The 26,592-nt window shown below is 44.3% G+C and carries 25 protein-coding genes; 8 read left to right on the top strand and 17 right to left on the bottom strand.

The window, feature by feature from the left end; all coding sequences use genetic code 11:
* Positions 1 to 34: 34 nt before the first annotated feature.
* Complete coding sequence (locus FBF61_RS00685) at positions 35 to 976, top strand: 2-hydroxyacid dehydrogenase (RefSeq protein ID WP_138475192.1); 942 nt, start codon at positions 35 to 37, stop codon at positions 974 to 976.
* Positions 977 to 980: 4 nt separating this feature from the next.
* On the opposite strand, the gene FBF61_RS00680 is transcribed toward FBF61_RS00685, so the two are convergent.
* The 7 genes from FBF61_RS00680 to FBF61_RS00650 all read right to left on the bottom strand — a co-directional run bounded on the left by FBF61_RS00680 (position 981) and on the right by FBF61_RS00650 (position 5,281).
* A complete protein-coding gene (locus tag FBF61_RS00680; protein WP_138475191.1) occupies positions 981 to 1,481 on the bottom strand; it encodes a DUF421 domain-containing protein in 501 nt (166 codons plus the stop codon).
* 112 nt (positions 1,482 to 1,593) lie between these two features.
* Positions 1,594 to 2,160: a 50S ribosomal protein L25/general stress protein Ctc gene (locus tag FBF61_RS00675; protein ID WP_138475189.1), complete on the bottom strand. Its 567-nt coding sequence runs from the start codon at positions 2,158 to 2,160 to the stop codon at positions 1,594 to 1,596.
* 36 nt (positions 2,161 to 2,196) lie between these two features.
* Positions 2,197 to 3,141: a ribose-phosphate pyrophosphokinase gene (locus FBF61_RS00670; RefSeq protein ID WP_138475186.1), complete on the bottom strand. Its 945-nt coding sequence runs from the start codon at positions 3,139 to 3,141 to the stop codon at positions 2,197 to 2,199.
* Positions 3,142 to 3,179: 38 nt separating this feature from the next.
* Positions 3,180 to 3,755, bottom strand: coding sequence for a phosphatase PAP2 family protein (locus tag FBF61_RS00665; protein WP_138475185.1), 576 nt, complete (start codon positions 3,753 to 3,755; stop codon positions 3,180 to 3,182).
* Entirely contained in the window at positions 3,752 to 4,729 is a 978-nt protein-coding gene (gene trpS, locus FBF61_RS00660) for a tryptophan--tRNA ligase (protein WP_138475183.1), read from the bottom strand. Before trpS ends, FBF61_RS00665 begins: the two co-directional genes overlap by 4 nt.
* Positions 4,730 to 4,764: 35 nt before the next feature.
* Positions 4,765 to 5,091: a type II toxin-antitoxin system RelE/ParE family toxin gene (locus FBF61_RS00655; protein ID WP_229214864.1), complete on the bottom strand. Its 327-nt coding sequence runs from the start codon at positions 5,089 to 5,091 to the stop codon at positions 4,765 to 4,767.
* Positions 5,084 to 5,281, bottom strand: a complete 198-nt coding sequence (locus tag FBF61_RS00650) for a hypothetical protein (RefSeq protein WP_138475179.1) — start codon at positions 5,279 to 5,281, stop codon at positions 5,084 to 5,086. The genes FBF61_RS00655 and FBF61_RS00650 overlap by 8 nt, the downstream gene beginning before the upstream one ends.
* 115 nt (positions 5,282 to 5,396) lie before the next feature.
* Here FBF61_RS00650 and FBF61_RS00645 point away from each other — a divergent pair, with 115 nt between their 5' ends.
* The 3 genes from FBF61_RS00645 to trxA all read left to right on the top strand — a co-directional run bounded on the left by FBF61_RS00645 (position 5,397) and on the right by trxA (position 10,197).
* Positions 5,397 to 6,068 (top strand): DUF2461 domain-containing protein, encoded by a 672-nt coding sequence (locus tag FBF61_RS00645; RefSeq protein WP_138475177.1) that lies wholly within the window; start codon positions 5,397 to 5,399, stop codon positions 6,066 to 6,068.
* 55 nt (positions 6,069 to 6,123) lie between these two features.
* Positions 6,124 to 9,774: a DNA polymerase III subunit alpha gene (gene dnaE, locus FBF61_RS00640; RefSeq protein WP_138475175.1), complete on the top strand. Its 3,651-nt coding sequence runs from the start codon at positions 6,124 to 6,126 to the stop codon at positions 9,772 to 9,774.
* 90 nt (positions 9,775 to 9,864) lie between these two features.
* Positions 9,865 to 10,197 (top strand): thioredoxin, encoded by a 333-nt coding sequence (gene trxA / locus FBF61_RS00635; RefSeq protein ID WP_138475173.1) that lies wholly within the window; start codon positions 9,865 to 9,867, stop codon positions 10,195 to 10,197.
* Between the two features lie 79 nt (positions 10,198 to 10,276).
* Here the strand turns inward: trxA and FBF61_RS00630 are convergent, their stop codons facing one another.
* The 7 genes from FBF61_RS00630 to FBF61_RS00600 form a co-directional block, all read right to left on the bottom strand.
* Positions 10,277 to 11,155, bottom strand: a complete 879-nt coding sequence (locus FBF61_RS00630) for an aldose 1-epimerase family protein (protein ID WP_138475171.1) — start codon at positions 11,153 to 11,155, stop codon at positions 10,277 to 10,279.
* Positions 11,156 to 11,163: 8 nt separating this feature from the next.
* A complete protein-coding gene (locus tag FBF61_RS00625; protein WP_138475169.1) occupies positions 11,164 to 12,375 on the bottom strand; it encodes an aspartate aminotransferase family protein in 1,212 nt (403 codons plus the stop codon).
* A gap of 69 nt (positions 12,376 to 12,444) precedes the next feature.
* On the bottom strand, positions 12,445 to 13,635 hold the full coding sequence (locus FBF61_RS00620) for a hypothetical protein (RefSeq protein WP_138475167.1): 1,191 nt from the start codon (positions 13,633 to 13,635) through the stop codon (positions 12,445 to 12,447).
* A 38-nt stretch (positions 13,636 to 13,673) separates the two neighbouring features.
* A complete protein-coding gene (locus FBF61_RS00615; protein ID WP_138475165.1) occupies positions 13,674 to 14,534 on the bottom strand; it encodes a type 1 glutamine amidotransferase in 861 nt (286 codons plus the stop codon).
* A 146-nt stretch (positions 14,535 to 14,680) separates the two neighbouring features.
* Positions 14,681 to 15,781 (bottom strand): carboxylate-amine ligase, encoded by a 1,101-nt coding sequence (locus FBF61_RS00610; protein ID WP_138475164.1) that lies wholly within the window; start codon positions 15,779 to 15,781, stop codon positions 14,681 to 14,683.
* Between the two features lie 27 nt (positions 15,782 to 15,808).
* Positions 15,809 to 16,948, bottom strand: coding sequence for an ATP-grasp domain-containing protein (locus FBF61_RS00605; RefSeq protein WP_138475162.1), 1,140 nt, complete (start codon positions 16,946 to 16,948; stop codon positions 15,809 to 15,811).
* 91 nt (positions 16,949 to 17,039) lie between these two features.
* Entirely contained in the window at positions 17,040 to 17,747 is a 708-nt protein-coding gene (locus tag FBF61_RS00600; RefSeq protein ID WP_138475161.1) for an esterase family protein, read from the bottom strand.
* Positions 17,748 to 17,939: 192 nt separating this feature from the next.
* Between FBF61_RS00600 and FBF61_RS00595 the strand changes: the two genes are divergently transcribed.
* Positions 17,940 to 18,752, top strand: a complete 813-nt coding sequence (locus FBF61_RS00595) for an alpha/beta hydrolase (protein ID WP_229214863.1) — start codon at positions 17,940 to 17,942, stop codon at positions 18,750 to 18,752.
* A gap of 13 nt (positions 18,753 to 18,765) precedes the next feature.
* Here FBF61_RS00595 and FBF61_RS00590 read toward each other — a convergent pair whose 3' ends face one another.
* Positions 18,766 to 19,788, bottom strand: a complete 1,023-nt coding sequence (locus tag FBF61_RS00590) for an acyl-CoA reductase (protein ID WP_205748207.1) — start codon at positions 19,786 to 19,788, stop codon at positions 18,766 to 18,768.
* 130 nt (positions 19,789 to 19,918) lie between these two features.
* On the opposite strand from FBF61_RS00590, the gene FBF61_RS00585 reads away from it, so the two are divergent.
* From FBF61_RS00585 to FBF61_RS00575, 3 genes are all read left to right on the top strand, one after another.
* Entirely contained in the window at positions 19,919 to 20,266 is a 348-nt protein-coding gene (locus FBF61_RS00585; protein ID WP_138475159.1) for a 4Fe-4S binding protein, read from the top strand.
* Positions 20,267 to 20,613: 347 nt separating this feature from the next.
* A complete protein-coding gene (locus FBF61_RS00580) occupies positions 20,614 to 21,837 on the top strand; it encodes a porin (RefSeq protein ID WP_374756598.1) in 1,224 nt (407 codons plus the stop codon).
* Positions 21,838 to 21,885: 48 nt separating this feature from the next.
* Positions 21,886 to 23,205, top strand: a complete 1,320-nt coding sequence (locus FBF61_RS00575) for an ammonium transporter (protein ID WP_138475157.1) — start codon at positions 21,886 to 21,888, stop codon at positions 23,203 to 23,205.
* 116 nt (positions 23,206 to 23,321) lie between these two features.
* Here FBF61_RS00575 and mtaB read toward each other — a convergent pair whose 3' ends face one another.
* Positions 23,322 to 24,650: a tRNA (N(6)-L-threonylcarbamoyladenosine(37)-C(2))-methylthiotransferase MtaB gene (gene mtaB, locus FBF61_RS00570; RefSeq protein ID WP_138475155.1), complete on the bottom strand. Its 1,329-nt coding sequence runs from the start codon at positions 24,648 to 24,650 to the stop codon at positions 23,322 to 23,324.
* 36 nt (positions 24,651 to 24,686) lie between these two features.
* The gene (locus FBF61_RS00565) at positions 24,687 to 26,522 is read right to left on the bottom strand and encodes an LTA synthase family protein (protein ID WP_138475153.1); all 1,836 of its coding nucleotides are present in this window, start codon (positions 26,520 to 26,522) and stop codon (positions 24,687 to 24,689) included.
* Between the last annotated feature and the right edge of the window lie 70 nt (positions 26,523 to 26,592).

Raw genomic sequence — 26,592 nt, 5'->3', positions numbered from 1 at the left:
TCGATCGGCAAGTTACAAAAAATCCTGTGCTCCCATGAAAATCCTAATTGCAGACTCTATGCATCCCTCACTTTTCAACATGCTGGATGAGCAGGGCTGGGATTATTCATATCATCCCAAGTTTATTCGTGACGACATCAAGCGCGCCCTTCCTGAATATGAAGGCCTCATTATCCGAAGCAAAACCTATTTAGATCATGAACTGCTGTCAGGTGCGGAAAAGCTAAAATTTATCGCGCGCGCCGGTGCCGGCTTGGACCTTATTGACCTGGATGAGGCGAAGGAGAGGGGTATTGAGGTTTTTCATGCAGGTACCGGGAACAGGGATGCAGTCGCTGAACATGCGTTGGGTATGTTGCTTTCACTTTTTAACAACATACTTAAAGCCGACCGGGAAGTAAGAAAAGGAATCTGGGACAGGGAAGGTAACAGAGGTGTGGAGTTGATGGGTAAAACAGTGGGGATTATCGGGTACGGGAACAACGGAACCGCAACTGCTAAAAGATTAAGCGGGTTTGGATGCCGCGTACTGGTCTATGATAAGTATCGTGACAATTATGGGGATGCTTTTGCCGAGGAGGCCAGCGTGGAGCAAATTATGAGTGAGGCCGATATTCTCAGCCTGCATATTCCCTTAACAAAGGAGAGCCGAAACTGGATCAACAGGGATTTTATTGAGCGTTTTTCCAGGCCGTTTTTTCTTCTGAATTTGTCAAGGGGCGAAATTGTGGAGCTTGACGCGGTAGTAAACGGATTGAGATCTGGGAAAGTAAGGGGTGCCTGCCTCGATGTGCTTGAAAATGAGAAACTGGACAAACTTACCGCGGCACAGCAGGAATCATTTGATTATCTGCGGACTTCCGACAATGTGGTTTTAACTCCGCATATCGGAGGCTGGACGCATGAGAGTTATGTCCGGATCAATGAAGTACTGGTGAAGCAGATCAAAGACTGGTATACTTTTGTTTCTGCCTGATTGATCAGGATTTTTCTTTCAGGATAACGCTGATGTTACCGGTCGCTTCCAGGTAACAGGTTTTAACTTTTCTGTAATCGTCCACTTCTTTTTCCCTCAGCAGACCGATCAGCTCGTCTTCATCGATCAGTTGTTTTTCCATATTGGCATGGAGCAATTTGCCGTTCCTGATCAGCAGTATGGGGTCAGGTTTCGCGATGTTGCCGAAGAGGATCTTCTTATAACCGATATAGTCGATCGCGTAATCCCAGAAGATCAAAGTGACGATCAACACAGCCCCTTCGCTGATCGAATTATAGGTTCCCGCCATTGCATTTTGGGCTGCATCTGAGATCATGGTTATGAGCAGCAAATCGCTGATACTCAACTGACCGGTTCCCCGCCGGAAAATCCGGAGACACAGATAAATAATCCAGTAAGTGACCGTTCCTCTTATAAATACTTCCAGTAAAGATTGGCTTGGAATAAGCATTGCCTGCCAGTCGAGCGCAAATATTTTATCCATAAAGAAAGAGTGATTAATTTAATGAATTGATCTGTAACTGGTTACCTGTAAAACAAATATGCCGACCAAAGGTCGGCACGTTTGCATCTATTAGCCATGAAAAATAAAATACTTATTTACCAAGCGTACCTCTCAGTGCACGTGGGATCTCAACTGAGGCAATCGGGTTGCTTGCGGCTGTCAATATAACAAAATTTTCAGCTTTAATTGCTCCCACTTTAACAGATTTACCTAAATCCAGTTCAGTTACATCAACATTAACATAGTCTGGAATGTTCTTCGCCAAACCTTGTACACGCAATTTACGCAATTTTTGGTTCATTTTACCACCTTTCATTACTCCGGATGAAGTACCAGTCAATTTAACAGGTACATCCACTTTAATTTCCTTGCCATCTATGATTTGAAGAAAGTCGGCGTGGATCAGAGAATCATTAACAGGGTGGAACTGTTTTTCTTGCAATATGGCATTATATAAAGTACCCTCGATATTCAGAGTGACATTAAAAATATCCGGTGTGAAAAGCAATTCGCGGAATAACATGGCCGGTGCGTAAAAATGTACCTGCTCGTTTCCACCGTACAGCACAGACGGAACATAACCCTGCGAACGAAGTTCCATGGCTTCCGTCTTGCCGAGATTCGCTCTTTTAAACCCTACAATCTCATGCGTTTTCATAAGAATATTTAATTAGAAAGTTAAAAAAATAAAAATTTACTGATTATTTATAAACAATGAACTAATAGATTCGTGATCACGGATACGGCCTATTGCTTTTGCGAAAAGCTCAGCAACTGACAGTACGCGAATTTTTTCATTATGTTGCTTCAAAGGGATCGTATCTGTAATGATCAACTCTTCCAGAACAGAATTTGCGATGTTTTCGTGCGCTTTTCCCGACATAATGGCGTGAGTACTAATCGCTCTGACAGAATTTGCGCCTTTTTCAAGAATGAGCTCCGCAGCTTTGCACAACGTTCCACCGGTGTCAATCAAGTCATCCACAAGCACTACATCCATCCCTTCCACATCGCCGATCACCTGCATACTGGCAATTTCATTGGCCCTTTTCCGATGCTTATCGCAAAGGATCATGTCCACATTCAGGAACTTAGCAAAATTCCGTGCCCGCGCTGCACCACCCATATCCGGGGAAGCGATCAGGAGGTTTTTCAGGTTCAGGGATTTGATGTAGGGAACAAAAATGGACGTTCCCTCGAGGTGGTCAACAGGCAAATCGAAAAACCCCTGTATCTGGCCTGCATGAAGATCGACGGTCATTAATCTGTCTACACCAACTGATGTCAGCAAATTAGCTACAACTTTTGCAGCAATAGCAACGCGCGGCTTGTCTTTTCTATCCTGGCGCGCATAACCGAAATAAGGAATTACCACAGTCACGTAATGAGCGGAGGCGCGACGTGCGGCGTCCACCATCAGTAACAATTCGAGCAAATTGTCCGCGGGAGGAAAGGTCGACTGAATCAAAAATACGTCGCAGCCTCTTATGGATTCTTCAAAACTTGGTGACAGTTCGCCATCACTGAATTTTCTTAAAGTATAACCCCCCAGCTCTTTGCCATAATACCTGGCAATGTCTTTGGCCAAATATTCGGATTGACTTCCCGAAAAGATCTTTACTGTGTTAAATGAACCCATGGCCAACTTAAAATTTGCGCAAAATTAAATAAAATCAATTAATTAAGATAATATCTTTTCAAAAAAGTATTGTTAAGACAAATAGCTGCCCATCCGGAAGCGAGTCCTACAAATGCCCCGATCAGGATGTCACCGGGATAATGAACGCCTACATACACCCGGCTGTAAGAGTAAATAGCAGCCCAGACAAAGATCACTCCTATATAACGGACGCTATTTCTGAGCATGACAAACCATGTTACAGCTACTGCAAAACTCGTGGAAGCATGCGAGGATGCAAATCCGTAAAGGCCTCCGCAATCGGTTACCCGATGGACCAATCCTTGCAATGCCGGTTCATGACAGGGGCGAAATCTCATATAATAGGGCTTCATCAGTCCGGAAGTGATTTTGTCTGCAACGATCACCGCGATCAGAACTATCAGAAGCTTAAAAAGGCCTTTTTTCCTGTCCTCCCTGAGCGTCAGCGTTACAAGCACCAGATACATCGGGATCCAGGTGTATTTGTATGTGATCCAATACATCAGCGTATCCATGAGAGGGGAATGCATGCCATTCAGCCATAAAAAAAATTGCTGGTCCTGGCGGATCAGTGCATCAATTGTCTCTGTCATGAGCTGAAACCAAGGACTTTCCTTACTTTTTCGATCGTTGTCTGTGCAATCGCCCGTGCCTTGGCTTCACCCTGTATCAAAATCGATTCGAGCTCGTCATTGTTTTCCATGTAATAATTGAAAATACGACGGGGTTCGGCAAATTTTTCCAGCATACATTCAAGCAAAGCCTGTTTCGCATGACCATAACCATATCCGCCATTCAGGTAATTCTGACGCATGGCCGCGATATCAGTATCTGAGGCCACCAGTGAATATAGCTTGAATGTGATATCCTGTTCTGGGTCTTTGGGCTCTTCCAGTTGTTTTGAATCGGAGACGATCTTCTTAATGACTTTCTTTAACTCATTTTCAGGAAGGAATATGTCAATGTAGTTGTTATAAGACTTGCTCATTTTTTGGCCGTCAATGCCGGGGATGGTCATGATACGTTCGTCTATCCGGGGCTCCGGAAGTACCAGGATTTCCTCGCCCGCCAGCAGATTGAACCGGCTGGCAATGTCTTTAGTCATTTCCAGGTGTTGTTTTTGATCCTTGCCTACGGGGATGATATTGGCATCATAAAGCAAAATGTCAGCTGCCTGCAATACCGGATAAGTAAAAAGCCCTGCATTGACATCCGATAATTTCTCCGCCTTTTCTTTAAAAGAAGTTGCGTTGGCAAGCATTGGAAAAGGCGTGAAGCAATTGAGGTACCAGGCCAGTTCCGTATGTTCCTGAACCCTGGACTGACGCCAGAATGTATTTTTATTGAAATCAAACCCGAAAGCGAGCCAGGAGGCGGCTACTGCCCGTACATATTCCTCGCGCTCGGTGCCGTTTTTTAGGGTAGTAAGTGAATGAAGGTCTGCGATAAAAAAGAAGGATTCGTTTTGCGGGTCCCGGGAAAGTTCGATACCCGGCAGGATTGCTCCTAAAATATTGCCCAAATGCGGGCGTCCGCTACTTTGAATTCCTGTAAGGATTCTGGCCATTTAATTGATTATAGGTAATGGGGAAATGGATTATATTAGTTTATGATAGAATCGATTAATGAGCGGATTTCTTTATTCGATATTGATTGTCGCTCTGATTTGTCATAAATATAAAGTAGATACAATTTGTCGCCATCCGAATAAAAATAACTGATAATTCGCGCTCCGCCGCTCTTTCCTTTTCCTTTGCTCTTAATACCAAGGCGAATTTTGAAGATGTTTTTTCCAAGCGCCTGCCCCTGCGCCGGATTTCGGCTTAATTCATCGATGAGTGTGTGCATGTCCTCGTCTAACGAAACGAATTTTTTTGACAGTCTCTTGAACTCTCTCTTAAATTCTGCGGTATAAGTTATTTCAGTCATTAAATAACTCATTTATATCAGGCTCCGGAATTTTTCCTTCTTTCATCAATTTCATTTCCTGAACAGATTTACTCAAAGAATTGAAAAATTTCTCCCGGTCCAGCTTCTCCTGAATCTCTTCCCAATCTTTGATAGGAATCACAACAGCGGTTTTTTTACCCTTTTCGTTTGACAAAAATTGGACGTTCATGCTTTCCGGTTGATTATCAGTTTTGAAGAAAGAATCGTCTTTCTAATTGCCAAAATTCGTTAAATTGAACAAGAAAACGTAGTAAATTTGAATTTTATAGCTTCATTAAAATACGATGGAATCCAAAACACTTCACTTTCTCAGTCTCTTAGCAGAAAACAACAACCGCGAATGGTTTCAGGAAAACAGAAAACTTTATGACGCTGCGAAAGCGGATATGGAAAGTCTGGTAGGATACCTGATCGGGGAGGTAGGGAAGTTCCAGGATCTGGGAAATCTGCAGGTTAAAGAATGTCTTTTACGAATCAACAGGGATATCAGGTTTTCAAAAAATAAGGCCCCTTACAAAAATAACCTCAGCGCGGGAATCGGTCCGGGAGGCAAAAGTTCAGGAAAGATTGACTATTACATTCAGGTACAGCCTGGAAACCAGACGTTTCTCGGGGGTGGCATGTGGGATGTCACGACGGAACAACTCGGAAGGTTCCGACAGGAAATAGATTACAACGCGGATGAGCTGAAAGGGATCATCAAAGATCAGGAATTCAGAAGTTTTTACCCAGAAATTGAAGGAGAATCGCTCAAAACTGTGCCAAAAGGTTATTCGAAAGACCATCCAGAAATAGCATTGCTGAAAAGGAAACAACTTTTTTTCATGCATCGCTTTACCGATAAAGAAGTGGCTTCCAAAGACTTCGGCCAAAAGGTTTTGAAAGGGATTGAGCTCCTTAAACCTTTTACCGATTATATGAATTATGTATTGTATGAACAACCTGCCGAGCAATAGCCGGAACGTCCTGAACAGGTAGTCAACAAGTCTTCGAAATATTTCACTCTACTATATGCAATTTTCTCATTTACACTGCCACACACAATTTTCGCTGCTTGATGGTGCAGCGGATATCAAAAAGCTGTTTAAAAAAGCGAAGGCGGATAATATGCCTGCTGTTGCGATCACCGACCATGGGAATATGTTTGGTGTTTTCGAGTTTGTGGCGGAGGGTAACAAGCAGGGCGTAAAGCCTATTGTCGGCTGCGAATTTTATGTGGTGGAAGACAGGCACATACGCCAGTTTACAAAAGATAAAAAGGACGTACGCCACCATCAGTTGCTGCTTGCAAAAGACGAAATCGGTTACAAGAACCTTGTCAAAATGTGTTCGCTGGGTTTCATCGAGGGAATGTATGGTAAGTATCCGCGTATCGATAAGGAGCTGATCGTCAAATACCACAAAGGATTAATTGCTACAACCTGCTGCATTGGTGCGATCATACCCAAAACCATTTTGAGAAAAGGCGAGGAGGAAGCAGAGAAAGAGTTCAGATGGTGGCTGGATCTGTTCGGCGACGACTTTTATGTGGAGCTGCAAAGACATGAAATCCGCGATCAATATATTGTTAATGAAGTACTTGTAAGGTTCGCAAGAAAGTATAATGTCAAGATCATCGCTTCCAACGATTCGCATTATGTGGATCAGGAAGACTGGAATGCACACGATATTTTGCTGTGTATCAACACCGGTGACAAGCAAAGCACACCTTCAGCCAAGGATTTTGACGATGATAAAGGTATTCCGAAAGGATCACGTTTCGCGTTTTTTAACGACCAGTTTTATTTCAAGAATACCAGTGAAATGATGCAGTTGTTCAACGATCTGCCCGAATCGCTGGACAATACCAATGAAATCGTTGACAAGATCAAAACGCTGGATTTGAGGAAAGACATCCTTTTGCCCAATTTTCCGATCCCGGAAGAATTCAAGACGCATACATTGTCGGAAATGGTTGGGAAGAAGGAACTTACGGCCGATGTTTTGAACCAGTGGGAGTACCTGCGGCATATCACATTTGAAGGTGGGCGCAAAAAATATGGCACGATCACGCCGGAGATTGAAGAAAGGCTCAATTTCGAGCTGAACACCATCCGCAACATGGGCTTTCCGGGTTACTTCCTGATCGTGGCGGATTTTATTGATGCAGGCCGTAAAATGGGCGTGTTCATTGGCCCGGGCCGTGGTTCTGCGGCGGGCTCGGTGGTGGCCTACTGCACCGGTATTACCAATATTGATCCTATTAAATATGATCTCCTTTTTGAGCGTTTCCTGAATCCTGACCGTATATCACTACCCGATATTGATACGGACTTTGACGACGAGGGCCGGCAGAAAGTAATTGATTATGTTGTAAAAAAATATGGTTACAACCAGGTTGCGCAGATCGTCACCTATGGTACTATGGCTGCGAAATCGGCGATCAAAGATGTGGCCCGGGTTATGGACCTGCCATTGATCGAGGCGAACGCTCTGGCCAAGCTTGTCCCCGACAAGCCTACTTATAACATGACTCTTAACCGTATTTTTACGGCCCCGCTGGAAGGGGAGGGTAGTTTGATGAAAAAGGAAGGTATTGCACCGGAGGAGCTCGACAATGTTAAGAAAATGCGGGCCATAGCATTAGGCAACGATTTGCAGGCCAGTGTGTTGCAGGAAGCGAGACGGCTTGAAGGTACTGTCAGGAACACGGGCATCCATGCGGCAGGTATTATCATTGCACCGAGTGATCTGACGGAAATTATTCCGGTGAGTACTTCCAAGGATTCTGATTTTCTGATCACGCAGTACCAGGGTAAGATTATCGAGGATGCGGGTGTAATCAAGATGGACTTTTTGGGTCTGCGAAACCTGACCATTATCAAAGAAGCCCTGCGACTGATCAAGCAAAACCACGGTCATGATATTGTCATTGACGACATTCCGCTGGACGATCCGAAAGTATTCGAGTTGTTTCAACGGGGAGAAACTAATGCGATATTCCAGTTTGAATCGGACGGAATGAAAAAGCACATGCGCGACCTCATCCCCGATCGTTTCGAGCACTTGATCGCCATGAACGCCTTGTACCGTCCGGGGCCGATAGCTTACATCCCGAACTTTATCCGACGTAAAAACGGGCAGGAGGAAATTACCTACGATTTACCTGAGCTGGAAGAGTATTTGTCTGATACTTATGGTATTACGGTCTACCAGGAGCAGGTGATGCTTTTGTCTCAGAAGCTGGGCGGATTTACCAAAGGCCAGGCGGATACTTTGCGTAAGGCAATGGGTAAAAAGCAGATTGAGACGCTGAACAAAATGAAAGGCGATTTCATGAAAGGTGGCGCCGAGAAGGGTCTGGATGTCAAAAAACTGGAAAAAATATGGACAGACTGGGAAGCTTTTGCATCCTACGCATTTAATAAATCACACTCGACTTGCTATGCTTTTGTAGCGTATCAGACGGCTTATCTCAAAGCACATTACACAGCCGAATATATGTCGGCGGTATTGACGAGCTCGCTGGGCAACATTGAAAAGATCACCTTCTTTATGGAGGAATGTAAAAATCAGGGGATCAAGGTTCTGGGCCCTGATATCAATGAATCTGACCGGCAGTTTAACGCGAATTTGAAAAGTGAGATACGTTTCGGACTGGCGGGTGTAAAAGGGAGCGGCGACGCTGCAGTAGAGTCGATTATTGAAGAAAGGGCTCAGAATGGACCTTTCAAGGACATTTTTGATTTCATTACCAGGGTTAACCTCCGGACGGTCAACAAAAAAACGATAGAAAGTCTTGCGTACGCAGGCGGTTTCGATTGTTTTACAGAATATCACCGGGCGCAGTATTTTGCTTCGGAAGCAGGGGAAAACGGTACTTTTATAGAGCGTCTGATCAGATATGCCAATAATTACCATGCTGAAAAATCCTCGGCTCAGGCATCGCTTTTCGGGTCTGCCGATGGGTCGGACTCTACATTGGCGAAACCAAAGCCCGCTGACATCATTCCCTGGGATGATCTTGCGAAACTGCGTTATGAGCAGGAAGTGGTCGGTTTTTACATCTCAGGTCACCCTCTGGATACTTTCCGGGTTGAGCTGGATAATTTCTGTAACTGTACGCTGGAAAAAGTGATGGAGATCGGTGAAAATGAGAGGGCGCCGAAGTACTTTGGGAAGGATATTAATGTGGGGGGTATTGTCACCAGTGCCCAGGAACGCATGTCACGTAACGGAAGTTTGTTTATGATTTTCAAGCTCGAAGATTACCGGGGCTCCATGGAAATGCTTTTGGGTGGTGAGGATTATATCCGTTTCAAAAATTACCTGCAAGTAGGGCAGTTTTTGTATATAAAAGGAAAAGTCCAGAACCGGTGGAAGCAGGAAGATCAGTTTGAATTCAAGATATCACAGATACAGCTTTTGCCGGAAATACGTGAAAAAATGTGCAGAAAGATAAAAATCAACCTCACACTTGACCAGATCGATGCACAGTTCATCCATTTACTGAACGATACATTCAGCAGTTATCCCGGATCCTGCGCAGTCAATATGACGGTTGTGGACCCGGAAACGCACTTGGAAGTGGAAATGCTGTCCCGCAGCTACCGTGTTTCGCCGACTAACGAACTGTTTAAAGTGCTTAGTGGATTCCATGGCGTAAAATTCTCTTTAAACTGAAATCAGGAATGCTTCTTTAAGGAACTTTTAGTTAGTATTATTCCTTATTAGATCACATTAATAATATATAACATTAGACATTATTTTGACATGGGAAAAGCACTTGAAATTACCGATAGCACCTTTGAAGAACTTATCCAGGGAGACAAACCAGTACTTGTAGATTTTTGGGCAGAGTGGTGCGGTCCTTGTAAGATGATCGGACCGGTTGTTGAACAATTGGCTGGCGAGTATGACGGAAAAGCTGTTATTGGTAAAATGGACGTAGATATGAATTCTTCGATTCCGGCTAAGTTCGGTATCCGTAGTATCCCTACGTTGATGATCTTCAAAGGAGGACAATTGGTTGATAAAGTGGTAGGTGTAGTTCCTAAAACGACCCTTGAAGATAAATTGAATGCTCAAATCGAAGCAACAGTGTAATTACACTTTTGTTATTCATACAATAAAAGAGGCTCCGCGAGGAGCCTTTTTTTATTTTCACTAGTTTCTGAGCCGAAATTTACTCACTAACCTCAATCAAAAACTCAGCCTCGAATTCCGCGCCGCCGGCAAGTTTGATAATCCCTTCTTTTGTGTTAAAATCCTGGTCTGAATCCGCATTATCCGCAATTCCAAGCCAAGGTTCAATGCAAACAAAATGCGCATTTGGCTTCGCCCAGATACCCAGGTAGGGGAAATCCTGGTAATGTACAGTTACAACCTGTGAAGATTTATTACTTCGAAGGCTCACCTTTCTGGATTTCAGATGTTTGAAAATCAAGGCATCATTGTCAAACAAATGTGGGTTCAGATGCAGAATGTTGGTATTTTCAAGCACCGGCCTTGTATTTTTCCCAACCAGTCCGTCCTTTTCAAGCAGCCATGTAGAATCGTTTTCGACTTTCTCGAATTCAAGATAATAGTCCTCATATACCTCGTCTTCATTCAGCGGACACTTGAAAGCAGGGTGTCCGCCCAACGAAAAAAGCATTTTTTCTTTATCGTGATTTTTTATCTGGTGGCGAACGATAATCCGGTTGCCATCGAGTTGATAGGTGATCCGGAATTCAAACCTGAAAGGATAAATGGCCAGCGTCTCTTCGCTGAATTTTAGCCCAAACGTAAGCCTGTCCGTGGTTTGATCGATCATTTTTACATTAGCATTGTTTCTGATAAAACCATGTCTCGGTACTTTGTATTCACCGCCATTGTATTTCACAAAACCATTTTTTATAGCTCCGATCGCCGGGAAAAGCACTGGTGCATAACTGCCCCAAACCTCAGGATCGGCATTCCACATAAATTCCTTTCCCGTTACCGAGGATTGGATCTGGCAGAGTTCGGCTCCGACTTCTTCTACCGAGATTCTCAGAAAATCATTTTCGATCGAGTACTTCATCTTTCTGGTTAATTGTTTAAAACATCCAAAATTACTGCACAGGCTTCACGGATTTGGTCGGTGGAGATTGTCAGAGGAGGCGCTATGCGCATCGAATTGTCGCAAAAGAGAAACCAGTCCGTCACCAAACTCCTCTCGATACAGCTGTCGATTGTTGTTTTCAGTTCCTCAAAAGAACTCATTTGCGCGGCAAGCATAAGTCCGCGGCCTCTTACTTCCTTGATTTTAGAATGTACGAGCAAAGATTTGAACAGTTCTCCTTTTTCTACGGCAGCTTCCGCTAGATTTTCGTCCAGCGTTACCTGAAGAGCCGCCAGCGAAGACGCGCAGCTGACCGGATGTCCGCCAAACGTAGTGATGTGCCCCAGAATAGGATTGTTTTTTAGAACCCCCATGATATTCTGCGAGGCCATAAACGCACCAATCGGCATTCCGCCGCCCATTCCCTTGGCACTCAGCAAAATATCCGGATAAATATCAAATTGTTCGAATGCCCAAAAACTGCCTGTCCGGCCAAATCCTGTCTGGATCTCGTCCAGAATCAGCAATGTCCCTGTGTCTGTGCAGCGATTTCTCAGGGTGGTAAAATACTCCTGCGAGGGAATTCTTACACCGGATTCTCCTCCGATGACTTCAATTACAACAGCCGCGGTTTTCTCCGTAATTCTTTCGAGGTCAAACAAATTTCCGTGCTGGATATGCCGGATACCCGGTAGCAGAGGACGGAAATTCCGTTTGAAAAACTCGGCACCAGCCAGGCTCAGCGCGCCCTGGGTTGCACCATGGTAAGCATCATAACAAGAAACAAATTCTTTTCTTCCCGTAAACCGTTTAGCCAGCTTCATCGCCCCTTCAACCGCTTCTGTTCCGGAATTTGTAAAATAAACGTTATCGATCAGCCCGAACGGGGATTTGCCGGCGGACTGGATTTTCAAAGTGTCGGTAAGGGCCTTTGCCAATTGAACTTGCGCACTTTGTACATACTCGCCATAAACTAAAAGATGCATATGCTTTTCAAGCTGTGCATGTATTGCGGCCAATACTTTCGGGTGACGGTGGCCAACGTTGCTTACTGCAATGCCGGAGATCAGGTCGAGGTACTGTTTTCCGTCAGGACCGTACATGTAAACACCTTCGGCACGGTCAATTTCAAGCGCAAGCGGATAGTCTGAGGTTTGTGCTAAATGGTCGAAAAAATGTTGTCGATGCGATATGTGCATTTGAATTTATTTATACATTTAAAATGTATAATACTTATTAAAATATCTTTTTGTATTATACTTAATCAGTTATTCGAAAAAAGTGGCACTTCCTCCCACCCAGGTGAAATCTTTGTTGAAACGCACACCGATCATCTCGCCCCGGCTCAACCGGCTCAGACTGATCAGAAGTTCGGGCTTTGCAGCTTTATCTTCCCAACCATACATCAGCCGGATCTCACATTTTACCAACCCGTCAGGTGCCTGGATAACTGGTTCATACTTTACTTTTTTCTGAAGAATGTAGTTTTGTGGATCGGGAAGAGCTTTCAAAACGGGCCTGGTTACATGAAGATTAACGCCCGAGCCGGCAAATGAGAACAAAGGTTTGAGCACATAATTTTCCAGATCTGAGGGGAAATCGTTTTGATAATCACTCACAAACCTGGTTTCCGGAACATACTTTCCACTCAGATAGGGCATAATAAATTTGCTGATCCTGAAAAACCAATTGGGATGTCCGACCCAGGCAACGTCCACATCGTCCGTAAAATGGTAATTTGTCTGAAGGTCCGGATAATTCAGGAGGTCATCAAATATGAGTCTGTTGTAAATTCTCTTAACCTGAATTTTACGCCCATTTTGATAATAAAAAAGCTGCCGGCCTTCCCGGATCAATTTGGTGTAACAAACCGTTTTGATACCCAACATTTGTTCTGTTACTTGGAAATCAATCCTTGTTTTCTGTTTGTCGGGGAAAATTTCGAGCAGGATTACATTTTCCGGATCTTCATTCCCCAAAATCAGTTTTTTCAGTTTATTGGCATAGGTTTCATAAGAGTCTGCTCCAAAACAATAATCGAAATTTTCGGGTACGTCAAAATGTTTTCTGAATGATTCGGATAAAAAAGCCTGATATCCAAAAATGGACGGAAAGCCTTGTAATTCGATCAACTGGGGTACAAGTTCTCCGGATTCATCCTTGCAGATCGCATAGTCAATCGCCAGAAAAGAGGAATGTGCATTTTCACCGGGAACACGCTGTCCGGGAGGTACTGCCCGATCATTTTTCTCTTTAAAACCGTCTGACAAAATCGTAGCTATAATGTCTTCGGAAGCTTCAATGAGCTTTGCTTTCAAATCGGCAGGGACAAAAACAGGCGTTTCGGCCACGCGAAAATCCAGGGAGCCCGGAAATGAGGCTTCAATAGATTTTACAAATTCCTGATATTTTTTTTCGGTAAACGAACGGTTGAATGCCTCACGCGCTTCCTTTTGCATAGATCAATATTTCAGCATGCTGGGAAATGAATTCATTTTCAGTATTTTACAAGATCAGCGGTTCCGCTGCTTGCAAAAGTTTTCTGATAGGCATGTTTAAGAAACTCCGGGATGATGACAGATTCCGTCATCATGATCTTGTCCGGATCATTCAAATGTGTGATCATATCATTGTATTTTTCGGCGCCGTAATTTGCAGTGATGGTTTCCTTTTTATCATCCCTCAAAAAATAACGCAGCATACCTTCCGCATCCGCTTCCGGATGAAACTGAGTTCCGATGATCTCGTTGGAAAACCTGATCGCCATCACTGCCCTTTCCAGCTTCACATGCGGTCGTATTTTTTCCAGGCAAAGCAATTTTGCCCCCATATTATCAAAAGAAAGCTGATTAGGTTGTGTTACCTGAAAATCACGCGAATCGACGATCCAGAAAGGGTCCGTCAGCGAAGTTAACATTGGATCCTTACGTCCAAAATGTGTTTTATAAACAGGAAAGGTTCCGAAAGATGTTTTTCTTCTTTTGCTCACACTCGCGAGCTGCCAGTGTATGCAGGCCATCTGGAACGAGTGACAGATCAGAAATAGATGTTTTTTTGTGCGGTTGTGACGGTCTGAATTGTATTGGAGCAATTGGTCAAGAAAATAAAAGAATTTTCGTTCCCAGGCCTCTCCTGCAGGAGTGGGATTGCCCGGACCGCCGGAAGATACATAGGCGTCGAATTCCATGTCCGGGATCTCCAGTTTCTGTCTGACATCAAATATTGTGTAGGTAACGGGTACGGATTCCTTCTCACCGAACGCGGTGATGATCTTTTTGATACACCGCATCCCTTCATTTTCAATTCCGTTGTACATATCCAGGATCGCGATCCGGAAATGTTGATTTTGGTTATTCATTTGATTGAAGCTGACAGCGCTACACGGCCAACTTTTTGGGTTTTATAAATCTGCAAATAAGTTTAACAGTAAAAAAATCCCCGTTAGTTCGGTCGGAATTGGAAAAAGCTGGAATAGGGTAGTATTGCCAGCCTGGCTATCTCAATTCAGTCTAGCCCGATTTTTGTCTCCGACACAATGTAGTCGACGACTGCATTCAGGCTTCCTGTTTCCTCAAAAACAGCAAGTTGCCGGTCGGCGCCGGTGCCCATTTCCATTATTTTGTGAATGTAATCGATTTCTTTCCTGCTGCCCAGTTCATCGATCACATCGTCAATGAATTCCAGCAATTCCATCACCAGAATGCTGTAATCGACCTCTTCCTGCTTTCCGAAATCGATCAGCTTGCCTTGAATGCCATAGCGAGCCGCCCTCCATTTATTTTCATTGATCAGCATCCGGTGGTAAGGCCGGAAGCTGAGGTTCATGCGGTGCAATTTATGGATCTTGGCCACCAGTGCCTGCATGATTGCAGCCAGGCATATCGTTTCGTCGGTACGCATGGGCACGTCGCACATTCTGAATTCGATGGTGTTGAAAAACGGGTGGACGCGGATATCCCACCATATCTTTTTCCCGTTGTCGATGCACTTGGTTTTGATCAGCAGGTTCACATACTCATCATATTCCGCAGCGCTGGAAAAAAAATCGGGGATTCCGGTCCGTGGAAATTTATCAAAAACCTTGGATCTGTAAGATTTGAACCCGGTATTCCTGCCACACCAGAAAGGAGAGTTGGTAGAAAGCGCGTAAATATGGGGAAGAAAATAACGCACGGCATTCATGATCTCGATGCCTTCGTTACGGTTTTCAATTCCCACATGCACGTGCAGACCGAAAATCAGGTTGCCGCGGGCCACGTCCCGCATTTCATCTATGATTTCATCATAGCGCGGATCAGGCGTGATCAACTGCTCGACCCAGTCGGCGAAAGGATGCGTTCCGGCTGCTGCTACCTGGAGGTTCTGCTTTTCGGCCAGGTCCAGGATCATCTTCCGCAGGTAAGTTACTTCTTCCCGCGCTTCCTGGATGTTGTGACAAATGTTGGTCCCTACTTCCACAACGGCCTGATGCATTTCTGCCTTAACGCGTTCTTTTAGAGTGATTTTGCCGTCTTCCACAAGTTTGGACATATGCGACCGCAGGTTCCGTGTGACCGGATCGATGGTCTGAAATTCTTCCTCTATCCCCAGGGTGAAATTAGCCATATTGAAACTTCGTTGAGAATGGAAGGATTACGACTTCTTCAGTTTTGAATTTGCAGCCGGAGCTTTGGTTGCTGCCGCTTTTTTTGTAGGCACTTTTGGTGCAGGTTCTTCGATTTCAACAGGTTTTACTTCTGCCGATTTTGAGGCCTTTTTAGGGGTGACTGTTTTCACTTTCACCTCTTTGGCTGACAAAACAGGCGCTGGATCAGGAGCAGCAGCTTTGAGAGCATCGCTCACAAATGTACCCCAGGTCAGATTGGTTTTGCCCGGCACTTGACTTTTGGCCCGCTCGATCGCCATATTCGCCGCAGCTTCTACCACCCACTCAAAATTATCCCTGCCTACCGAATAAATATCCGCGTCCGGTGCCGGGTTGCAGAAATCTATTGCTATTGGGATACCGTCCCGCACCGCAAACTCGACTGTATTGAAGTCGTATCCCAGAGCTATATTCAGTTTTAACGTGTAATCCTTTATAGTAGCAAGCAGTTTTTCCCCTTCCTCCCCGGTTGCTTTCATTTCCGCTGCGTATCTTAAATGATGCGGGTTTCTGGGTTCGTAGGGCATGATCAGCACATCTTTCTGGCCAATGCAATAGCAGCGGAAGTAGTCTGTGAAAACGATTTCCTCCTGCAACATCATCACAAGCTGTCCGGTTTCCTCATGTTTATGCCACATATCCTGTGGATTAACCACCCTGTAAACGCTTTTCCAGCCGCCGCCATCATGCGGTTTCATATAAGCCGGAAATCCGACATACTGGAAAATCTCCTCCCAGGCCATCGGAAATGCCAGGTTCCGGAAAGAAGTTTCAGAAGTATTGTCAGGGCGTTGTTTTGAGGGCAAAAGAACTGTTTTAGGTACCGGCACACCTATTTTTTCGGCCAGCGCATTATTGAAGAACTTCTCATCAGCGCTCCACCAGAAGGGATTGTTAATCACCGCTGTTCCAGACAATGCGGCATTTTTAAGGTAAGCCCGGTAAAATGGTACATCCTGCGAAATACGGTCAATTATTACCGCATATTCTGAAGGATCGGCCTGGATGACCTTGTCTATGGTCACGGCTTCGGCCATAATCCCGTTTTCACCTTTGCTGTTCACTCTTTCAATAAAAGCATTTGGAAACGTATTTTCCATTCCAAACAAAATTCCTATTTTTTTCATATCCAGGCTGTCTTTTTAATTGAATCTGCTCCGGCGAGGTTAATCTTGGGAGCAACGTTTTAATTTGTTCTATTTGAACACTGAGGAATTTTTACAATATCCGCGCCAGGTAATCCGGAAACATTTTTTGCCACAGTGGCCAGTCGTGTTTTTCCCAGCCCCGAACATCCAGCCAATGGTCAATGCCATTGTTGCTGAGGATCCCCGACATGCGCATGTTGCTTTCAAGGCAGATATCCCATTCGGAAGTCCCCAGTACAATTTTCATGTGGCCATATCGCCAGCCCTGTTCATTCGGCATAAAGTCGACAGGGTTGTTGAAATATACTGTATCGTCGTAGAAGCCGTCAGTAAAGCTTCGGATATCAAAAGCACCGCTCATACTGACCATGTAAGCGACCTGTTCGGGGTGCCTGAATGCAAAATTGGCTGCATGGTATCCTCCGAAACTGCATCCGGCGACGCCTATTTTCCCGACATTACACTCATTGCGGATATAGGGAACGAGCTCGGTGTGCAAAAATTTGTCGTACTGAACGTGGTTCAAAACCCGGTATTGCGGATTGAGGTACTTGGCGTACCAGGAGTCTGCATCAATAGAATCGATACAGTAGATTTTATATTTTCCCGATTCTACGGCTCCCCGGACAGATTCGATCAGCCCCATGTCCTTTGCCTGATAATAGCGCCCCTTCGTGGTAGGAAAAAGCAGGATAGGATAGCCCCAGTTACCGTACACAAGCATCTCGACATCCCTTTCAAGATGATGAGAGTAGTATTTAATATGCTTCTCTTCCAAAAGGAACGGATTAGATGAATTGATAAATGAAATATACAAAACAAATTAAAGGAAGCAAATTAAAGGCAGTATAGTTACAGGCTGCCTTAAGCCCTGCTGATTTATGCACAGCCGGTATACAAATTCTTTCATTAAAACCTGCTTTGGCATATCTTGCAGATTTTATTTCTGAAATATAACCGATAGATCAGTTTGAATTTGACCCGCCATCCAGTTACATCCTTTGACATAAGCCTTTACTCTTCTTTTCTGGGACGGGAAGTGGTACTTTCTGTGGTACTTCCGCCCGATGACAGCGATGTGCAACCAAGTGTCCGAACCTGTCCTGTATTGCTTTTCAATGATGGTCAGGATTTTGGGGCGTTGAAAATCAAGGATATTCTTACTGAAATGTATGGCGCGGGAAGTATTAACCCGTTTCTGACGATCGGCATACATGCCGGGCAGGACAGGATTTATGAATACGGAACCGCCGCGCAGCCCGACTATGCCGGGCGGGGAAACAAAGCCGGGCTTACAACCAGTTTCATTTTAATGGAACTGATACCTTTCCTTAAGGATAATTTTGAAATTGAAACTGAGGGGATCACTTACGCAGGATTCTCTTTGGGCGGATTGATGGCGCTGGATATCGCGTGGAATCATCCGGGGATATTTTCAAAAGTGGGCGTATTTTCAGGATCATTATGGTGGAGATCCAGATCCCTTTCGGAGGGTTACCGGGACTCCGACCGTATCATGCATGCACAGATCAGGAATCTGCCCTTTAAACCGGCATTGAAATTCTGGTTTCAATGCGGATCAAGAGATGAATACGATGATCGCGACTGCGACGGGATCATAGACTCCATCCAGGACACCCTGGAATGCATTGCAGAACTAGAGCGTAAAGGATACGCCTGGAACAGGGATGTTTTTTATCATGAAATAAAAAATGGGGAACATAACGTCCAAACCTGGTCTTCAGCTCTGCCCCGTTTTCTAAGTTGGGCGTTTGGCCGGTGATTATTAGAGTCAGCTAGACGTCGGCCAGAAAGGCCATTGTGTCCACCGAATCTGCGTAATCGGAAAGCCCGGGTTGCTGCGCCACGCCAAACGGGATCACGTCTTTGAGGATAGCATTTTCAGCCCCGACAATACATTGAATTTTTTCGGATGAAGCGTCAAGCAGCGTTTTTACTTCCTGGTGAGACCCGTAATTTTCATAATGCAGTACACTGATCGGCGAGACCAGCGCGGGGTTTTGGGTGATCATTAAAAAACCGTTGTCAAAATGCGGGACCCGGTTAATGAGGAAAATAGACTTGTTATATTCGTAATTATTGAAGTATTTATGATGGTTGAGAAATGTGTTAGCCGTTTCTTCGATGGATTCATAAAACTTGGTAAAATTATATCCGTCGGGAACAAACAGCTTTGACACATTTCTGCATCCCAGCCCGAAGTACTGCAACACATCCACACCTAAGGATGAAAGGTCAGCGTCGGTTTCATTGCCTGTGAGTACGGCCACCGAAGTACGGTTTTTACGGATCACGTTCGGCTTTTTTGCGAAATAATAATGAAAATAGCGGGCTGTATTATCGCTTCCGGTAGCAATATACGCATCTGAGTCATTCAGTCGGTCTGCAAAATGAATATAGTCTGTAAAGGCCGGCTCGATCTCGACAAGCTTTTCAAGCAACGCCCGCATTAAAAACGAATCATCTGAACTGGGTTTGGCCAGCAAAACATGACCACTTATCAGCACACATAATGCGTCGTGAAAACCGACCGCAGGAATATTGCCAGCCATTACTACGCCTATCTTTTTAGGGGAAGAAACCTCTCCATAATTTCCTGCCCAGCCGCTCAATTTGTCTTCATTGAGGTATTCGGCGGCAATTGCATCCAGTGAACGGGCTACGTTCTGAGGGGTAAACCAGTTGTTTTTACTGTTTGCGCGATAGATCCATTCTTCAATAAAAAGGGCGTTTTGAGCGTTTGTGATGAACTTTCCGAGATTAACAAATGCATTTATTCTCTGGATTCTTGATATCATTCTTTGTGAAATGGAAATAGTTTAATTATGTTCCCCGTTTTTATTTTTCTGATTGTTGTGAAACTATAAATAGTTATATTTGTTACTCTAAACAGAAGAAATAGCAACAAATATAAACAATCCGGCGACTATGGCTATAATGATAACCGATGAATGCATAAATTGTGGGGCGTGCGAGCCAGAATGCCCGAATACAGCAATTTATGAAGGAGGTGTAGAATGGACTTGGGGGGATGGGACGAGTTTAGATGAGGTGGATTTTGGCGATGGCACCGTTGTTAGTGGCAAGGAAAAACAGTCCCCTGTGTCCGACGAGTTTTACTATATAGTAACAGACAAATGTACAGAGTGCGTAGGATTTCATGAAGAGCCTCAATGTGCTGCTGTCTGCCCGGTGGATTGCTGTGTGCCTGATCCCGATAACGAAGAAGAAGAGGATACGTTACTGGCCAAAAAAGCCTGGATGCACGGCGAATAGGACCTGCTGACAATATATGATTTTAAAGCCCTGCGAGCAGCAGGGCTTTTTTTATGCCCAAACTTCGCTGAAATGTCATTATAATAATAAAATTTCTTATTAACTACGGATTAGTACATGTTATAATATTCTGTATATTAATACTTGTACAGAATATTAATTTTTGTAGTATAATTTAAAAATCGACCATTTTATGGTTCAAAAACAATAAAAAAGAGTAAAAAAAGATGAAAATTGTATTTTTTAGGATAAATTTTCTCTATTATATTTGATAAATATAATTTAAGTACAATATTTGATCCAACAATCTTGCCGGAGAGTAATATTAACTTAAACAGAATATAATTATGAAAAAAGTCTATTGTACAGTATTATCTTTGATGGTTCCCTTTTTGGGTTTTGCGAAGTCTGAAGAAGACAAAAAGGCAGTCAAAGCAGATACGATCATGGTAACAGAGGCAAAGGATGACGAAGAAGCGAAAGGGGCATTTGCTTTTTCTGGTTACCTGGATTCCTATTATATGGCTAATTTCAACAAACCTGCCTCACGTTCCAATATGGGTGCCGCCGGAACAGCCCGTGTATTCGACCGCAAATCAGGGCAGTTTTCTCTAGGTCTGGTTCAGGCAAAAGTTGCTTACACCAATGCAAAGTCGGAGGCGGTTGTGGATCTTAGCTTCGGACCTAATGCAGATTATGGTAATTATGGTAATTTGTTCAGCCCGTTGGATGGCGTTAGTACCAGCACAGCACTTGCTATCAAACAGGCTTACTTCACGTATAATTTTACAGATAAATTTTCGATGACTGCGGGACAGTTTGGTACGCACATCGGATATGAGGTGATTGATGCACCCGCCAACTTTAACTACTCGCTTTCCAATCTTTTTAACAACGGGCCATTTTATCATGCCGGTTTGAAAGCTACTTACGCATTTACCGAAAAAGCATCCTTAATGTTAGGGGTTGTGAATAATGTGGATGGGCTTGGCGACAACAACCGTAAGAAAGGTATTATCGGACAATTTTACTTTTCTCCCGTCAACAATTGGAACGTCTATCTGAACTTCATTAATAGTAATGAAGCAAACATGGACAGCGTTGGCAATACGCCCGACGCGCATTACCGTGTGTTTGATATTACTACCAGTTACCAGATCACAGAAAAATTCCTTTTAGGTGTGAATGCCGCATATGGTTCGCAAAAAGGAGAATATCAAGGCTATGCAGGTCCTGCCGACTCACAGTCGTGGGGGGGATTTGCAGTGTACGCAAATACTGCACTGACTGAAAATTTTGGAATCGGTGCCCGGTACGAGTATTTCAACAATGATAATGGTGTGCGAGGAGTATTGACAGCAGATGGCGCAGGGACAAGTGTCAACTCAGTTACACTTACAGGAAACATCAGTCTCGCAGATGGTCATATTCTTGTCAAACCCGAATTCCGCCTGGACGCTTATCCAAAGGTAGCGGGATCGACAGAGTCGCAGCAATTTCAGGATTCAGACGGCAACTGGACTAAAAACAGCCAGACAACATTCGGACTTGCATTTATTTACAAATTCTAATTTTAACTTTTATACCTTCTTAATCTACAATAACAACAATTTACTACAATGGAAAAACGCAATTATGTCCCACTGATTATTCTATTGATAATCAGTATCCTCGGTGCCTTTGTGCCTAATGTTCCGACCCAGATCGTCACCGAAGGGATCAATTCAGGTGACACCGCATGGTTACTTGTTTCTGCCGCACTCGTTTTATTGATGACTCCGGGACTGGCTTATTTTTATGGTGGTATGGTGAATAACAAGAACGTTATTTCCACGATGCTCCAAAGCTTTATCGCCATGGGTGTTATCAGTGTACTTTGGGTTGTTGTAGGTTTTAGTCTTGCATTTGGTGACGATATCGGAGGATTTGTCGGTAATCCAACCACTCACTTTATGTTCAAGGGCGTTCTTGACGGACCTGCATTCGGAACGATTCCTTTCGCTTTGTTCGCAATGTTCCAGATGAAGTTTGCGGTCATCACCCCCGCGCTTGTAACGGGTTCTATGGCTGAGCGTATCAACTTCCGTTCTTACGTTTTGTTTATTATCCTTTTCTGTATTTTCATATATTCCCCGCTTGCCCACATGACATGGCATGCAGATGGTATCCTGTTCAAAATGGGTGTTCTTGATTTTGCAGGCGGAACTGTTGTTCACATGTCGGCAGGATGGGCTGCTCTGGCTGGGGCACTTTACCTGAAAAGACGCAGATCTTTGTTGGAAGACCACGTTTTACCTCCTGCTAATATTCCATTCGTTCTTTTGGGAACAGGTTTGCTTTGGTTCGGCTGGTTCGGTTTCAACGCTGGTTCTGCACTTTCTGCTTCTCCCTTGGCGGTTTCGGCTTTTGCAACTACCAACACGGCTGCAGGTGCGGCAGGTCTTTCATGGGTTTTGTTTGACGTAGCAAGAGGCAAAAAAGTTTCTGCACTGGGTTTTTGTATCGGTGCCGTAGTTGGTTTGGTTGCTATCACTCCTGCCGCTGGCTTTGTAACTGTTCCAGCTTCTATTTTTATAGGAACAATTGCTGCTGTTACCAGTAACTACGTTGCCCACCTGCGCACCCGTTCTACATTGGACGATACACTGGACGTATTTCCTTGCCACGGTGTAGGCGGTATGGTTGGTATGTTAATGACCGGTGTATTCGCAACAAGCGGTGTTAACTCTCTTGTAACTGACCAGGGTCTTGCTTTCGGAGAAACTACGCTTTTCATCAACCACGTGATTGCTTTGGTTGGTGTATCGGTATTCGCTTTCGGAGGTTCGTTGTTGCTTCTGAAAATTACTGACCTTATCCTTCCGCTTCGTGTATCTGAACAGGATGAAAAAGCTGGTCTTGATGTAAGTCAGCATGATGAGTTTCTTGTAGAGGCTTAATATTTTAACCTATATAAAAGCAAACGATCCCCGGAAATTTCCGGGGATCGTTTGCTTTTATATAGGGTGTTTAATCTGTCTGGTGCCGATTTGGAAATCGGCGCCAACTGGGTGCGCTAATGATGCAATACTTCTTCTTCAAGTTCCAGAACTTCCATAAGTCCGCCATCATTCAAATAGTCATACCGGATTTCCTTGGTCTCGTTGATCAGCAGCGGATCATACTTCACGGCTACGCGAACGTAGTTGCCTGTAAAACCCAGCATTTGCCCGTTCTGAATTTCATCTTCAAAAAGAACAACGCCTGTTTTGCCGATTTGCTCTTCATAGAAATGCCTTTTTTTCTTTTCAGAAAGAATGTGAAGCATTTTTGAACGTTCTGCTCTTTCCGATTTTGGAATGATCGGCCTGATTGCCAGGGCCGAAGTATTTTCACGTTCCGAATAGGTAAAAACGTGCAGATAAGATATATCCAGCTCGTTCAGAAACTGGTAGCTTTCATTGAAATACTCTTTCGTTTCCCCTGGATGTCCAACGATCACGTCCACGCCTATACAGCAGTCAGGCATCAGAGCCTTGATCTTTTCAACCCGTTCGGTATACAATTCCCGTTTGTAACGGCGCTTCATCAACCCCAGCACTTTGTTGGAGCCGGATTGCAGCGGGATATGGAAGTGATGCGCAAAACGTTTCGACTGGGCCACGAATTCAATGATCTCATCAGTAAGTAAATTGGGTTCGATGGACGAAATCCGGAAACGCAAAATCCCTTCCACTTCATCCAGGGCTTTCACAAGATCAAGAAAAGTCTCTGTTCGCTCACCTCCGTGTAAACCGAAATCACCGATATTGACGCCGGTTAGCACAATTTCCTTCACATCCCGGGCAGCAATTTCATTCGCAGCTTTTACAATGTTTGCAATCGTATCCGAGCGGCTTTTACCCCGCGCAAGCGGAATTGTACAGTATGCACAAGGATAATCGCAGCCATCCTGGACCTTCAGAAAAGTACGGGTCCTGTCGTTGAGCGAATAGGAGGTATGGTAGTCAACAGCATCATCAATGTGCGACGCGAGGATCTGGGCGGGTTGCCCTGACGGTGTTTTTTCAAAAGTATCGATCAATTCCACCAGTCTGAACTTCTCGGCGGCACCCAGTACTGCGTCGACCCCGGGAATTTCTGAAATTTCCTGGGGTTTCAGCTGCGCATAGCAGCCGATGATCGCCACATATCCGTCAGAATTGATCTTCTGCGCTTCCCTCACAATCTTGCGGCACTTCTTGTCAGCGTTTTCGGTAACCGAGCAGGTATTGATAATAAAAATATCAGGAGACTCGTTGAATTCTACTTTCTGATATCCTTTCTGCTCAAACATCCTGCCGATGGACGAGCTTTCCGAATAATTCAGTTTACAGCCTAATGTGTAAAATGCGACCTTTTTCATAGTTTCAAATATTCCTGCAAAATTACACTTTTATAATCAACGCTTTAAATAATCTGTAAAGGAAGCCTGCAGATAAGCTTTGCCATTTTTTTCTTCGTAAGATTTGAGAACGCCGCTGTTTTCAGTAATGTTCCCTCCAATATTATCCCGAACTATAAAACCCTGCGGTTTCATCCAGCCCAGTCCGTTACTAAAAGCAAAGTATGCGAATGGCACACGGCCTTTTTTCATGATATCGTTGCTCCATTTAAAAGACGTCGATGGCACATGTAGCTGATTGAGTAGCGTCGCAGCAAAGTCAGTTTGCGAACATAGTGAGTCTATCCTGACACCTTTCTTTTCGAGCACACCACCGAGCCAGAGCATCGGAATGTGAAATTCTGAGGGCTTTGTTTTTTGCGTCTCCGGAAGGGGATGCCCGTGATCCGCAATGATGACAACCAATGTATTTTTCCACCACGGTTTTGTTTTTGCCTTTTCTATAAAATCGCCAATCGAAGCGTCGGTGTAGTGATGTGCGTTCAGGAACAAATGCTCAGAATCATTTCCCTGAATGACCGTCTTGACAGGCACTTCAAAAGGTTCGTGGCTGCTTAGCGTAAAAACTGACGAAAAAAAAGGCTGCTTCTTTTTATCGAGGTCGGCCAGCAGCCGGTCGAGAACAATGTGGTCATGCGCGCCCCATTTGGAATTCATGTCTGCTTTATCAAAATCGTTTTTGTCCGTTATTTTGTCAAACCCCTGTTGCAGAAAATAGGATTTCATATTGGCGAATTCAGTCTCGCCTCCGTAATAGAACGAAGTATACCAGCCAGCGTTCTTTAATGTCTTGGGAAGAGAGGGAAGCGAAACGGTTTTTTTTGGTATTTTAATGATCGACTGCGTGGGCTGGGCGGGATATCCGCTCAATATTGCTACCATTCCCTTGTCGCTGCGGTTACCGCTTGCATACATATTGGTAAACAGAATTCCTTCTTTTGACAGTCGGTCGAACTGAGGTGTAACATTTTTTACACCATTCAGCCCGGCAACCACTTTGGCCGTAAAACTCTCCCAGATGATCACAACCACATTCACCGGCTGTTCGGTATTGATCAGCTGCTCAGTTTCCCCGACGGCTTTATAGAAAGAAGAAACGATCCGCTCAGCTTCTTTTTCATCGGAATACAGGAAGGGGTTTTTCTTCGAGTACGTAGCATTCACGAGGGAGGCTACGTAATTCCAGGGGACATTTACGGCTGCATAATTAGCAAAGCTTTTGGTACTGAAAAAAACCGTACTTTCATTCATAGGCGCAAGCTGAAATCCCCCGCGTATCGGGATGATCAGGCTTCCTGTGAGGATTAAAAAAACGATGAAATTAACGGTGAAAGCTGTTTTTTGGAAAGAAGGTACACTACGTTTAATAACTGTCCCAAGAAGCCTGTTTACCAAAAGAACCAGTATCATAAACAGCAAAAGCAAAGAAAAAACAGGAGATGACCCCATGGATGCCAGGGCTTCTGCCGGGGTTTTAAGATAATGCAGGGAACTGCCGTCAATGCGGAATCCCCATGCACGAAACAGTTCGAGGTCGGCAACCACAAGGAATACGATCAGGGAGGAAACGACGGCGCTGAATACTTTGAGTGTCTTGTAATACCAGCTCCAGCTTCTTGCAGTAAACGCGATCAGCATGGTAGGAATAACGAGGATATAACCGGTAAAGGAAATGTCCATCTGTAACCCGTGCCAGGCACTGCTGACCCAAAGCGACGAAGGAAGTTCTAGTGTTTTTTTGTGATGATAAATGAGAAAGAGGATACGGAAAAACTGGAAAAGCACTATCCAGAGAAGCCCGTACAGGCCGATAAATTCAATTCTTTTACGCATTGGTGTCTTGTAACAATATGCAAAAGTCCGAAAAATTGATTAAATCAATGTTAATACACATAGCTCAAAC

The sequence above is a fragment of the Dyadobacter bucti genome (assembly GCF_005869225.1).
GTDB lineage: Bacteria > Bacteroidota > Bacteroidia > Cytophagales > Spirosomataceae > Dyadobacter > Dyadobacter bucti.
Note: the sequence above shows the minus strand (reverse complement) of the source record. Positions and strands in the feature narration are given on the sequence as shown.

What these genes read in the sequence shown, in the direction of transcription:
- trpS (WP_138475183.1), bottom strand. Translation starts at nt 4,729, where the DNA reads ATGGCCAGAATCCTTACAGGAATTCAAAGTAGCGGACGCCCGCATTTG.
- FBF61_RS00630 (WP_138475171.1), bottom strand. Translation starts at nt 11,155, where the DNA reads ATGAAGTACTCGATCGAAAATGATTTTCTGAGAATCTCGGTAGAAGAA.
- FBF61_RS00680 (WP_138475191.1), bottom strand. Translation starts at nt 1,481, where the DNA reads ATGGATAAAATATTTGCGCTCGACTGGCAGGCAATGCTTATTCCAAGC.
- FBF61_RS00565 (WP_138475153.1), bottom strand. Translation starts at nt 26,522, where the DNA reads ATGCGTAAAAGAATTGAATTTATCGGCCTGTACGGGCTTCTCTGGATA.
- FBF61_RS00625 (WP_138475169.1), bottom strand. Translation starts at nt 12,375, where the DNA reads ATGCACATATCGCATCGACAACATTTTTTCGACCATTTAGCACAAACC.
- FBF61_RS00645 (WP_138475177.1), top strand. Translation starts at nt 5,397, where the DNA reads ATGGAATCCAAAACACTTCACTTTCTCAGTCTCTTAGCAGAAAACAAC.
- FBF61_RS00610 (WP_138475164.1), bottom strand. Translation starts at nt 15,781, where the DNA reads ATGGCTAATTTCACCCTGGGGATAGAGGAAGAATTTCAGACCATCGAT.
- FBF61_RS00590 (WP_205748207.1), bottom strand. Translation starts at nt 19,788, where the DNA reads ATGATATCAAGAATCCAGAGAATAAATGCATTTGTTAATCTCGGAAAG.
- FBF61_RS00620 (WP_138475167.1), bottom strand. Translation starts at nt 13,635, where the DNA reads ATGCAAAAGGAAGCGCGTGAGGCATTCAACCGTTCGTTTACCGAAAAA.
- FBF61_RS00650 (WP_138475179.1), bottom strand. Translation starts at nt 5,281, where the DNA reads ATGAACGTCCAATTTTTGTCAAACGAAAAGGGTAAAAAAACCGCTGTT.
- FBF61_RS00670 (WP_138475186.1), bottom strand. Translation starts at nt 3,141, where the DNA reads ATGGGTTCATTTAACACAGTAAAGATCTTTTCGGGAAGTCAATCCGAA.
- trxA (WP_138475173.1), top strand. Translation starts at nt 9,865, where the DNA reads ATGGGAAAAGCACTTGAAATTACCGATAGCACCTTTGAAGAACTTATC.
- FBF61_RS00585 (WP_138475159.1), top strand. Translation starts at nt 19,919, where the DNA reads ATGGCTATAATGATAACCGATGAATGCATAAATTGTGGGGCGTGCGAG.
- FBF61_RS00665 (WP_138475185.1), bottom strand. Translation starts at nt 3,755, where the DNA reads ATGACAGAGACAATTGATGCACTGATCCGCCAGGACCAGCAATTTTTT.
- mtaB (WP_138475155.1), bottom strand. Translation starts at nt 24,650, where the DNA reads ATGAAAAAGGTCGCATTTTACACATTAGGCTGTAAACTGAATTATTCG.
- FBF61_RS00575 (WP_138475157.1), top strand. Translation starts at nt 21,886, where the DNA reads ATGGAAAAACGCAATTATGTCCCACTGATTATTCTATTGATAATCAGT.
- FBF61_RS00655 (WP_229214864.1), bottom strand. Translation starts at nt 5,091, where the DNA reads ATGACTGAAATAACTTATACCGCAGAATTTAAGAGAGAGTTCAAGAGA.
- FBF61_RS00605 (WP_138475162.1), bottom strand. Translation starts at nt 16,948, where the DNA reads ATGAAAAAAATAGGAATTTTGTTTGGAATGGAAAATACGTTTCCAAAT.
- FBF61_RS00685 (WP_138475192.1), top strand. Translation starts at nt 35, where the DNA reads ATGAAAATCCTAATTGCAGACTCTATGCATCCCTCACTTTTCAACATG.
- FBF61_RS00675 (WP_138475189.1), bottom strand. Translation starts at nt 2,160, where the DNA reads ATGAAAACGCATGAGATTGTAGGGTTTAAAAGAGCGAATCTCGGCAAG.
- dnaE (WP_138475175.1), top strand. Translation starts at nt 6,124, where the DNA reads ATGCAATTTTCTCATTTACACTGCCACACACAATTTTCGCTGCTTGAT.
- FBF61_RS00615 (WP_138475165.1), bottom strand. Translation starts at nt 14,534, where the DNA reads ATGAATAACCAAAATCAACATTTCCGGATCGCGATCCTGGATATGTAC.
- FBF61_RS00580 (WP_374756598.1), top strand. Translation starts at nt 20,614, where the DNA reads ATGAAAAAAGTCTATTGTACAGTATTATCTTTGATGGTTCCCTTTTTG.